14 protein-coding genes are annotated in these 8,553 nt (G+C 63.6%); 9 read left to right on the top strand and 5 right to left on the bottom strand.

Features of this window, described 5'->3' with window-relative positions:
* From A8V01_RS24480 to rimP, 4 genes are all read right to left on the bottom strand, one after another.
* On the bottom strand, positions 1 to 240 hold a 240-nt coding region (locus tag A8V01_RS24480), incomplete at its 3' end, for a translation initiation factor IF-2 associated domain-containing protein (RefSeq protein WP_146037379.1).
* Positions 241 to 262: 22 nt separating this feature from the next.
* Entirely contained in the window at positions 263 to 1,036 is a 774-nt protein-coding gene (locus A8V01_RS24485) for a DUF448 domain-containing protein (RefSeq protein WP_103098874.1), read from the bottom strand.
* Positions 1,017 to 2,636 carry a transcription termination factor NusA gene (gene nusA, locus A8V01_RS24490; RefSeq protein ID WP_103098875.1) on the bottom strand — a complete coding sequence of 540 codons (1,620 nt, stop codon included), beginning with the start codon at positions 2,634 to 2,636 and terminating at the stop codon, positions 1,017 to 1,019. Before nusA ends, A8V01_RS24485 begins: the two co-directional genes overlap by 20 nt.
* A gap of 3 nt (positions 2,637 to 2,639) precedes the next feature.
* Positions 2,640 to 3,212 (bottom strand): ribosome maturation protein RimP, encoded by a 573-nt coding sequence (gene rimP, locus A8V01_RS24495; protein WP_103098876.1) that lies wholly within the window; start codon positions 3,210 to 3,212, stop codon positions 2,640 to 2,642.
* A 276-nt stretch (positions 3,213 to 3,488) separates the two neighbouring features.
* Here rimP and A8V01_RS24500 point away from each other — a divergent pair, with 276 nt between their 5' ends.
* Positions 3,489 to 3,668 carry a hypothetical protein gene (locus A8V01_RS24500; protein ID WP_103098877.1) on the top strand — a complete coding sequence of 60 codons (180 nt, stop codon included), beginning with the start codon at positions 3,489 to 3,491 and terminating at the stop codon, positions 3,666 to 3,668.
* 130 nt (positions 3,669 to 3,798) lie between these two features.
* Positions 3,799 to 4,278 (top strand): helix-turn-helix domain-containing protein, encoded by a 480-nt coding sequence (locus A8V01_RS24505; protein WP_103098878.1) that lies wholly within the window; start codon positions 3,799 to 3,801, stop codon positions 4,276 to 4,278.
* 16 nt (positions 4,279 to 4,294) lie between these two features.
* Here A8V01_RS24505 and pspF read toward each other — a convergent pair whose 3' ends face one another.
* Positions 4,295 to 5,371, bottom strand: coding sequence for a phage shock protein operon transcriptional activator (pspF, locus tag A8V01_RS24510; RefSeq protein ID WP_103098879.1), 1,077 nt, complete (start codon positions 5,369 to 5,371; stop codon positions 4,295 to 4,297).
* Between the two features lie 160 nt (positions 5,372 to 5,531).
* Here pspF and A8V01_RS24515 point away from each other — a divergent pair, with 160 nt between their 5' ends.
* Genes A8V01_RS24515 through A8V01_RS24545 form a run of 7 tightly spaced genes read left to right on the top strand, consistent with a single transcriptional unit; the run spans position 5,532 to position 8,159 of the window.
* Positions 5,532 to 5,747, top strand: coding sequence for a hypothetical protein (locus A8V01_RS24515; protein WP_103098880.1), 216 nt, complete (start codon positions 5,532 to 5,534; stop codon positions 5,745 to 5,747).
* Complete coding sequence (pspA, locus tag A8V01_RS24520; RefSeq protein ID WP_103098881.1) at positions 5,744 to 6,541, top strand: phage shock protein PspA; 798 nt, start codon at positions 5,744 to 5,746, stop codon at positions 6,539 to 6,541. The genes A8V01_RS24515 and pspA overlap by 4 nt, the downstream gene beginning before the upstream one ends.
* A 27-nt stretch (positions 6,542 to 6,568) precedes the next feature.
* A complete protein-coding gene (locus A8V01_RS24525; RefSeq protein ID WP_103098882.1) occupies positions 6,569 to 6,973 on the top strand; it encodes a PspC domain-containing protein in 405 nt (134 codons plus the stop codon).
* 31 nt (positions 6,974 to 7,004) lie between these two features.
* Positions 7,005 to 7,283: a hypothetical protein gene (locus A8V01_RS24530; RefSeq protein ID WP_103098883.1), complete on the top strand. Its 279-nt coding sequence runs from the start codon at positions 7,005 to 7,007 to the stop codon at positions 7,281 to 7,283.
* Positions 7,284 to 7,294: 11 nt separating this feature from the next.
* Positions 7,295 to 7,600 (top strand): hypothetical protein, encoded by a 306-nt coding sequence (locus A8V01_RS24535; RefSeq protein ID WP_103098884.1) that lies wholly within the window; start codon positions 7,295 to 7,297, stop codon positions 7,598 to 7,600.
* Positions 7,601 to 7,617: 17 nt separating this feature from the next.
* Positions 7,618 to 7,911 (top strand): hypothetical protein, encoded by a 294-nt coding sequence (locus A8V01_RS24540; RefSeq protein WP_245892809.1) that lies wholly within the window; start codon positions 7,618 to 7,620, stop codon positions 7,909 to 7,911.
* Positions 7,908 to 8,159: a hypothetical protein gene (locus A8V01_RS24545; protein ID WP_103098885.1), complete on the top strand. Its 252-nt coding sequence runs from the start codon at positions 7,908 to 7,910 to the stop codon at positions 8,157 to 8,159. The genes A8V01_RS24540 and A8V01_RS24545 overlap by 4 nt, the downstream gene beginning before the upstream one ends.
* The last annotated feature ends 394 nt before the right edge of the window (positions 8,160 to 8,553 follow it).

An 8,553-nucleotide genomic window follows, 5' to 3' on the forward strand; every position in this document is an offset into this window, starting at 1 on the left:
AGCGGGACGCGGCGCAGCAGCCTGCGGAGCAGGCGCGGGCGCCGGAGCAGCGGCCGGAGCCGGGGTCGCTTCGCCTTCACCCGGCTTGCCGCCGGGCACCAGCTTGCGGCGCTTCACCTCGACCACCACCTTGTTGGTGCGGCCGTGGCTGAAGGTCTGCTTGACCTCACCCGCTTCCACCGAGCGCTTAATGCCAAGCGGCTTGCGGCCCAGGGTCGGTTTGTTGTCGGTCTCGCTCATATTTCTCGTCTTCGCCCTTCGCTCAATTCGTCGTCACGGACGCAGCCGGTGCCGGTCCGTTGTCATCATCATCCATGCCGGGCCCATTGGGGTCGCCAATCGGGTCATTGTGGCCGCCGCCCCCATTCGGGGCCTCCCGGCTGATGACCTGCCCTTGGAAATGCAGGAGGCGCTTTAGCAGCGTATCGACTCGGTCAGCCGCTCCGCGATCGTTCAGCGCCAGGTGAACGACGTTGTCGCGGCCCAATGCCACAGACAACGTGTCCCGGTCCAGAGGCAAGGTTACGCCCCTTAGCCCGGATCCTTCCGCCTCGCTCCCGACCCGCCAGGCCTGGTCGAGCTTGCGCGAGCCATCCTCACGCGCGTCGGCGGCATGGGCAAGCCATTCGACCCGGCCCTCACGCGCGTTCTGCGCGATGCGGTCCGAGCCCATGAGCAACCTGCCCGATTTCAGTTCGAGGCCCAGCCGGTCGGTCAGCGCGCGGGACAGTGCCGCCTCGATCCGATCCGCCAGGTCGTCAGGGATAGTGATGGCCGCGCCTTTATAGGCACGCGCCAGTGCTCCCTTTAACTTGTTCTTCGACACCGCAATTTCAAGGGCCTCGCGAGAAACGCCGATCCACGCGCCGCGCCCGGGGGCACGCGCGTGGACGTCGGGAAGCACCAGACCGTCGGGCGAAATCGCCAGACGGATGAACTCTCCGCGCACAGCCTTCTCGCCGGAGAGGATGCAGGTCCTCTCCGCCGAATTGCCGTCAATGTCGGAGCTTACGCGCTCATTGCGAGGATTCCGCATCGGCGGCCTCCTCAGCTTGCGGCTCTTCGTCGAACCAGTGCGCGCGCGCGGCCATGATGATCTCGTTGCCCTGCTCTTCGGTCAGGCCATATTCGCCGAGCACGCCGCCCTTGTCCTCGTCGCGGGCGCGCTTGTTGACCGAACCGTCGCGGCGACGCTGTTCCGAACGCTTCTTGGCGATGAGTTCGTCAGTGGCGAGGTCAGCCAGATCGTCGAGCGTCTTGATGCCGCCCTTGCCGAGCGTGACCAGCATCGCTTCGGTGAGGTGCGGCAGTTCGGCCAGCGCATCCTCGACGCCCAGCGCACGGCGGGCTTCGCGGTTGCCTTCCTCACGACGCTCAAGCGCTTCGTGCGCACGGCTCTGGAGTTCTTCGGCCAGCTCTTCGTCGAAGCCTTCGATGTTCGCCAGTTCGGCAACGTCGATGTAGGCGACTTCTTCCAGTTCGCTGAAGCCTTCGGCCACCAGCAGCTGCGACAGCGTTTCGTCGACGTCCAGCTCTTCCTCGAACATCTTCGAGCGCTCGACGAATTCCTTCTGGCGCTTTTCCGAGGATTCCGCCTCGGTCATGATGTCGATCTGCGAGCCGGTGAGCTGCGAGGCCAGACGCACGTTCTGGCCACGGCGACCGATTGCCAGCGAAAGCTGGTCGTCCGGCACCACCACTTCGATGCGGCTTTCTTCCTCGTCGATGACGACGCGGCTGACGGTCGCGGGCTGAAGCGCGTTGACCACGAAGGTCGCGGTGTCTTCGCTCCAGGGGATGATGTCGATCTTTTCGCCCTGCATTTCCTGCACGACGGCCTGAACGCGGCTACCCTTCATGCCGACGCAGGCGCCGACCGGGTCGATCGAGTGATCGTTGCTGATGACGCCGATCTTGGCGCGCGAGCCCGGATCGCGGGCAGCGGCCTTGATTTCGATCACGCCGTCATAGATTTCGGGCACTTCCTGCGCGAACAGGCGCTTCATGAAGTCCGGGTGCGCGCGGCTGAGGAAAATCTGCGGGCCGCGGTTCTGACGCTCCACGCGCAGCACCAGCGCACGCACGCGCTCACCGACACGGGCCGCTTCGCGGGGGATCTGCTGGTCGCGGCGGATCACGCCCTCGGCGCGGCCGAGGTTGACGATCACGTGGCCGAATTCGACCGACTTGATGACGCCGGTGATGATCTCACCCGCGCGATCCTTGAATTCTTCGTACTGACGGTCACGCTCGGCGTCGCGGACCTTCTGGAAGATCACCTGCTTCGCCGACTGCGCGTCGATGCGACCGAGGTCCACCGGGGGCAGCGGATCGACGATGAAGTCGCCAAGGGCAGCGCCCTTCTGCAGCTTCTGCGCCTGCGCCAGATCGACCTGCTTGAAGTAGTCGTCGACATGCTCGACCACTTCGACGACGCGCCACAGGCGCAAGTCGCCGGTGCGCGGATCGAGCTTCGCACGAATGTCGTTCTCGGCGCCGTAACGGTTGCGGGCCGACTTCTGGATGGCTTCTTCCATCGCCTCGATGACGATCGACTTGTCGATCATCTTCTCCGACGCGACGGAGTTCGCAATCGCGAGCAGCTCGGCGCGGTTGGCGGAAATCGCACTGGCCATGACTTAGTCTTCCTGTTCCTCAAGAATGTCGTCCGCACCGCTGGTATCCAGCGGGCGGCTTGCCGCGATCAGCCTGTCCGTCAGGATCAGGCGGGCCGATTGAATGTCTGCAAGCGGGAAGGAAACGCGGCCGGACTTCTTGTCCTCCAGCGTCACCACTTCGCTGCCGGGTTCACCGTCGATGCCGACGAGATCGCCGTGAAGCCCCTTGCGGTTGCCTTCCACGGGATTGATCAGGTTCACCTTCGCCTCATGCCCCGCCCAGTTGGCGTAGTCCTTGACGCGGGTGAGCGGGCGATCGATGCCCGGCGAGCTGACTTCGAGGCGATAGGCTTCCTCGATCAAAGTCTCGCCCGCTTCTTCCAGCGCATCCATGCGATCGGAAATGCGGTGGGACAGCGCGACGCAGTTGTCGAGCACGAGCTGGCCGGTCTTCGGGTCTTCCGCCATGATCTGGAGCGCGATTTCGTCGTCACCGACTTCGCTCTTTCCGAAGATGCGCACACGCACGAGATCGAAGCCCAAAGCATTCACTTCCGGTTCGATGACTTCGGTAAGGCGTGCGATATCGACCAATCCTGGCTCCATTTCGTGTCTGTTCAAGGCGTTTTCGATGCAACGCAGTTTCGCGCCGGCCCCTACCGGCGCCAGCCCGTTCGTTGTTTCACCAATTACGGGATGACGGCCAAATAGGCGCGATTCTGGAAAAATGCAAGGGCTTCCCAGCCGCTCGAATTCCACGCCGGCGGATGCCACTGCCTGCCGAACCACTATTTGGTCGCAAAACCAATGAATACGCGTTAATACCTAGCCCTTCACGCCCGTGACCAGGACGTCAGCCGGACCGCCCATATGACATCAAATAAAGCTGATATAACGGAACTTCATGAAATCGTTCTGGAATTGCAATCAGCCCTGAAGCGACTTGATCGCTTCGATTTGGCGATACCGGCGGCGTACATTCAGTCAGGCATCGATGCATTGCGCGCCATGGATCACGTCGAAGTTTTGCGCACGACCACTGACGACTGAATACTTTGCCGCGACAGCGCGATCGGCCAGATCGCAAGGTTAATTAAATTTAACCAGACTTTACAAAGAAATAGGATAGACGATCGCAACGGGAGAAGTGGAGGCGATTGGAATGGCGCAGAGATGGCAAATGCATCGGCCCGAAGAGGGGACCGGGGCCGATGCCGAACTCCTCAGCGACATAGCCTCGCAGGCGCTGCAACTGAACAGCCTGCTCAATACGTTTCTTGTAGCCACGCCGGATTCCCTGAAAGGCAGCAAGGAAACCGTCTCCGCCGAAGACATGCTGCGGACCGCAAAGCGGATATACGATAGCCGGCGCCTGCGTGAAAACTTCTTCGGAGCGGAAATCCTGGGCGAGCCGGGCTGGGATCTTATTCTCGACCTGTACATCAGCCACGCGGAAGACCGGCAGCTCAGCATTACCGCCGCCGCCATCGGCAGTTGCGCCCCCGCCACCACCGCACTGCGCTGGATTACCGCGCTGGAAAAGGCCGGCCTGCTGCTCCGGTCCAGCGACGTGAAGGATCAGCGCCGCACGTTTCTTCATCTCAGCCCGAAAGGGGTGGGCGCAATGGAAGATTTACTGCGCGCCATGGCCAGCATCTGAACCTCAAGGCAAAGCGTCAGCCGCCCCGCCCCTGATGCAGCCCATGCTTCTTGAGGCAATGGCGCAGCTGGTCATAGCTTAGCCCAAGAGCGGCCGCGACCTTGCGCTGATTCCAGCGCAACCGCTCAAGCGCGGACAGGACCAGCGCGCGCTCATGCGCCTCGACGGATTCGCGCAGCGACGTGATCTGCGCCAACGCAGGCACGGCGATATCGCGCACGATCGGCGCAGCCACCTCCGGCTCAGTTTTGGCCGGCCCAATTTCGGGAAGCGCAGTTTCTGCTGGCCCAGTTTCCCGAAGCGCCATGCCCTGCAGCCCCCAGGAACTGGCGAAGGGGTCGAACACCACCTCGCCGATCGGGCTTTCCGCATCGCCCCAGCGGTAGACCGCGCGCTCCACCACGTTGCGCAATTCGCGCACGTTGCCGGGCCATTCGTGCGCCTCCAGCATGTCCATCGCCCTGGCCGAGAAGCCGGGGAAGCGATCCCATTCCAGTTCGCTTGCCATACGGCGCCCATAGTAGTCGGCCAGTTCCGCCACATCCCCTTCGCGCGCGCGCAGCGGCGGCAGGGTGATGACCTCGAAGCTCAGCCGGTCGAGCAGGTCGGCGCGAAAAGAACCCTGCGCCGCCATGCGCGGCAGGTCCGCGTTGGTTGCCGCAACGATCCGCACGTCCACCGTAACCGGCCGCGAAGAGCCGATCCGCACCACTTCGCCATATTCGATCGCGCGCAGCAGCCGCTCCTGCGCCGCCATCGACAGGTTGCCCAGTTCGTCAAGGAACAGGGTGCCGCGGTCGGCCTCTTCAAACCGCCCTGCCCGCGCGCGAGTGGCGCCGGTAAAGGCGCCCGCCTCGTGCCCGAAAAGCTCCGCCTCGATCAGCGTTTCAGGCAGCGCCGCGCAGTTGAGCGTTACCAGCGGCTCCCCCCAGCGCGGCGACAGGTGGTGGAGGCGCTGGGCGATCAGCTCCTTGCCGGTTCCGCGCTCCCCGATGACGAGCACCGGACGGCGCACGGCGGCGGCGCGACTGGCCCGCTCGACCGCATCGAGGAAGGCGCCGGACTGGCCGATAAAATGCGTGTCGCGCTCCATTCCTGAAAGTTAGCGAAATTTCCCATTCATTGGCAATTCATTTTCCGGGCACTTTTGCACGAACAGGCTTAACCCACGCAAATCCGCCATTCGCGCAGTTTGGCACGGGGGTTGCAATTACCCTGGCAAGACCAAGTTCAGGACCAGAGGACACTTCGACATGCTCCCGATCACCGCTTCACGCATTGAGAGCACGACCGCCCAGGGACGCTCACCCAGCCCGCGCTCGACTTTGGCGCGCACCAAGCTCGACTGGGCGATCATCGCCAGCATTCTGGCCATGGGCGCGCTCAATCTGGTGGCGCTGGCCGACAAGGTCGCGGTGCCCGAAGCCCATGCCGCTTCGGTGCATTCGTGCGGAGCGCCGCTCGCATGAGCAGGCTCGACGCGGAGATCGAAGTGCTCCAGAATCCGGCCCCGAATTCACAGTCCAGTTCAGGGCGTGCCTACCGCTTCAACGCCGGGGCAACGCGCAGCTTCACCACAGGAACCACCGCCATGGGCATCTTCTCCCGCACCCGCGACATCATCGCCGCCAACTTCAACGACTTGCTCGACAAGGCGGAAGACCCGGCCAAGATGATCCGCCTGATCATCCTCGAAATGGAGGAGACGCTGGTGGAAGTGCGTACCAGTTCGGCCCGCACGATCGCGGACCAGAAGGAACTGCGCCGCCACGTCGCCAAGCTGGAGAAGCTGCAGGCCGACTGGGCCGACAAGGCGCAGCTGGCGCTGTCGAAGGACCGCGAGGATCTGGCCCGCGCTGCCCTGATGGAGCGCAAGAAGGCCGCCGACATGGGCGAACAGCTTTCGGCCGAAATACTGGTGCTCGACGACGCCCTGCGCGCCTACGAAGCCGATATCGAAAAGCTGCAGACCCGCCTTCGCGAAGCCCGCAGCCGCCAGTCGTCCATCGCGGCGCGCTTGCAGAGCGCGGAAAACAGGGTCAAGCTGCGCACGCTCCTGTCGAACGAGCGCGTGGACGAAGCCATGGCCCGGTTCGACCAGCTTGAGCGCCGCGTCGACTACGCGGAAGGCCGCGCCGAGGCGATGAGCCTCTCCGACCACCGCCAGCCGACGCTCGCCGAGGAAATTGCGGCCTTGGCCGATGGAGACTCGATCGACGCGGAACTCGCTGAGATGAAGCGCCAGATGGCGGAAAAGCAGTAAGACATTCGAGGGAAGGGAAAACAGGCAATGTCTCGCGGACAATTCTATCTCGACAAGTCGAATGCCAAGATTTCGGGCGTTTGCTCGGGGATCGCGGATTACACCGGCGTCGATGCGCTGTGGATCCGGCTGGGCGCGGTGCTGCTGCTCTTCGCCGGGTTCCCGATCGTGATCGCGATCTACTTCGGCGTGGCCTGGCTGGCGAACAGCCGCCCGATGGGCCTCTATTCCGAGGAAGAGGAAATGCGCCTGCTGCGCCGCATGGAGCGCCGCCGGAACCGGTCAGGGCATCGTCAGGGCCTGTCTGCGCCCTCCACGTCCAGCCGCCTGCGTTCGGACCTGTCCGACATGGACCGCCGTATCGCGGACATGGAGGCGCACTATTCCAACAGCAATTCGCGCCTCGCCGCCGAGATCGACTCGCTGCGCTGATACGCTCGCGCCGGGTAACAGGGACACCACGATGTTTCACTTCGCCGAACTCATCCCCATCGTCGCGCTTTCGATCCCATTGATGGCGATCTGGACGCGTCACCAGCGCAAGATGGCGCAATTGCAGGTCGATAGCACCGCCGAGAAGGCCGCGCTCTACGCCACCAGCAATGCCCAGCTCGAAGAACGCGTGCGCGTGCTGGAGCGCATCATCACCGATGGCGGCTACGACACCGCGCTCCAGATCGAGGCCCTGCGCGACACCCGCTCCGTCGAGGCGGCCCGCAGTCCCGAACCCAAGATCAACTGAGGAGACGCGCGATGCAGTGGGGCAGCCCTGAATTCGTGCTTGCCATCGTCGCCATCTGCACCGGCGGCTGGGTACTCAACAACCTGATCCGCGCCCGCCACGGCTATGCGCTGGAAGATGAATGGGGCGGCAAGACCGAACGCCCCGATCACGGCGCCGCCGCCCGCCTCGCCGAAGAGAACGCGCAGCTTCGCGCGCGGATCGAGGCTCTGGAAGGGCGCGCCGCCACGATCGAGGCGATCGTCACCGACAGCGCCTATGCCACCGCCGCGCAGATCGAAAGCCTGCGCGTCCCTCGCGAAAAGGACGCAGCCTGATGAGCTTTGGCGAATTCATGGGGCTTGCCGCCCTGCTCATCGCGATGGTTTCCGTGTTCGGCATCCTTGGCGAGATGTACAAGCGCCGCCTCAAGTTCCTTGAGCGCAAGCTTGAAATCACCGCCGGAGCCACCGCGGAAAAGGCCGCGCAATATGCCACGCACAACAGCGAGCTTGAAAACAGGGTGCGCGTGCTGGAAAGAATCATCACCGACGGGAATAGTGCCGGTGGTGGCAGCGGCCATGACATCGCGCTCCAGATCGAGGCGCTGCGGGCCGAAGGCGACAGGATAAGGGTGACAAAGCAATGAGTTTCTGGACTGCCGTAGTCGTCCTTTTCGCCATCGCCTGCGTCACCTGGCTCAAGTCCCAGCGCTACCGCGCGCTTGGAGAAAAGCGGGAACGCGAAGCAGGCGGCTATGACCACACCGCCCGCGAACACGAACTGGAGCGAGAGGTGGATGCCATGCGCAAGCGTATCGCCGTGCTGGAACGTATCGCCACTGACGAGCGCCGCGGCAAAGACCTTGCGCGTGAGATCGACGCGCTCCGCGATTGACATTTATAACCATATAGGCTATATGGCCCAGCATCCGGGGTGACGAGGTACACGTCGCCTTCGGTGTATCGGGTCGGCGTCGTGGGCCGGGATGCGGTTTCAAAAGCCGTGATCACGCACCCACGCGTCCGTTCGAAGACCCGAACCGTCCTCTCGGCTTCTGGAAAGGTGGCATCTGCCTGATCCTGCGACATACGGCGGGACATCGGATGTCCTATCCCGGATGACCCATGGCCGCCCAAGACGCGAACCCTGACGTCGGTCATACGGGACGAGTTCGATGGAATGCTGGTCGAGCCGGGCTGCCCGCTGCTACCCGGCCACTCGCCTGAGCCTGCGGAACACAACCCCCCGCGTCCCTGCGTGGACGCTCCCGACGCCGACCCGATTTTAC

The sequence above is a fragment of the Novosphingobium guangzhouense genome, assembly GCF_002896965.1.
In the GTDB taxonomy this organism is placed as follows: Bacteria; Pseudomonadota; Alphaproteobacteria; order Sphingomonadales; family Sphingomonadaceae; genus Novosphingobium; species Novosphingobium guangzhouense.

Bases quoted from the DNA above. Each gene is read 5' to 3' on its own strand.
- pspF (WP_103098879.1), bottom strand. From the start codon at position 5,371: ATGGAGCGCGACACGCATTTTATCGGCCAGTCCGGCGCCTTCCTCGAT.
- A8V01_RS24500 (WP_103098877.1), top strand. From the start codon at position 3,489: ATGACATCAAATAAAGCTGATATAACGGAACTTCATGAAATCGTTCTG.
- nusA (WP_103098875.1), bottom strand. From the start codon at position 2,636: ATGGCCAGTGCGATTTCCGCCAACCGCGCCGAGCTGCTCGCGATTGCG.
- A8V01_RS24535 (WP_103098884.1), top strand. From the start codon at position 7,295: ATGCAGTGGGGCAGCCCTGAATTCGTGCTTGCCATCGTCGCCATCTGC.
- A8V01_RS24515 (WP_103098880.1), top strand. From the start codon at position 5,532: ATGCTCCCGATCACCGCTTCACGCATTGAGAGCACGACCGCCCAGGGA.
- A8V01_RS24525 (WP_103098882.1), top strand. From the start codon at position 6,569: ATGTCTCGCGGACAATTCTATCTCGACAAGTCGAATGCCAAGATTTCG.
- A8V01_RS24540 (WP_245892809.1), top strand. From the start codon at position 7,618: ATGGGGCTTGCCGCCCTGCTCATCGCGATGGTTTCCGTGTTCGGCATC.
- pspA (WP_103098881.1), top strand. From the start codon at position 5,744: ATGAGCAGGCTCGACGCGGAGATCGAAGTGCTCCAGAATCCGGCCCCG.
- A8V01_RS24545 (WP_103098885.1), top strand. From the start codon at position 7,908: ATGAGTTTCTGGACTGCCGTAGTCGTCCTTTTCGCCATCGCCTGCGTC.
- A8V01_RS24485 (WP_103098874.1), bottom strand. From the start codon at position 1,036: ATGCGGAATCCTCGCAATGAGCGCGTAAGCTCCGACATTGACGGCAAT.
- A8V01_RS24530 (WP_103098883.1), top strand. From the start codon at position 7,005: ATGTTTCACTTCGCCGAACTCATCCCCATCGTCGCGCTTTCGATCCCA.
- A8V01_RS24505 (WP_103098878.1), top strand. From the start codon at position 3,799: ATGCATCGGCCCGAAGAGGGGACCGGGGCCGATGCCGAACTCCTCAGC.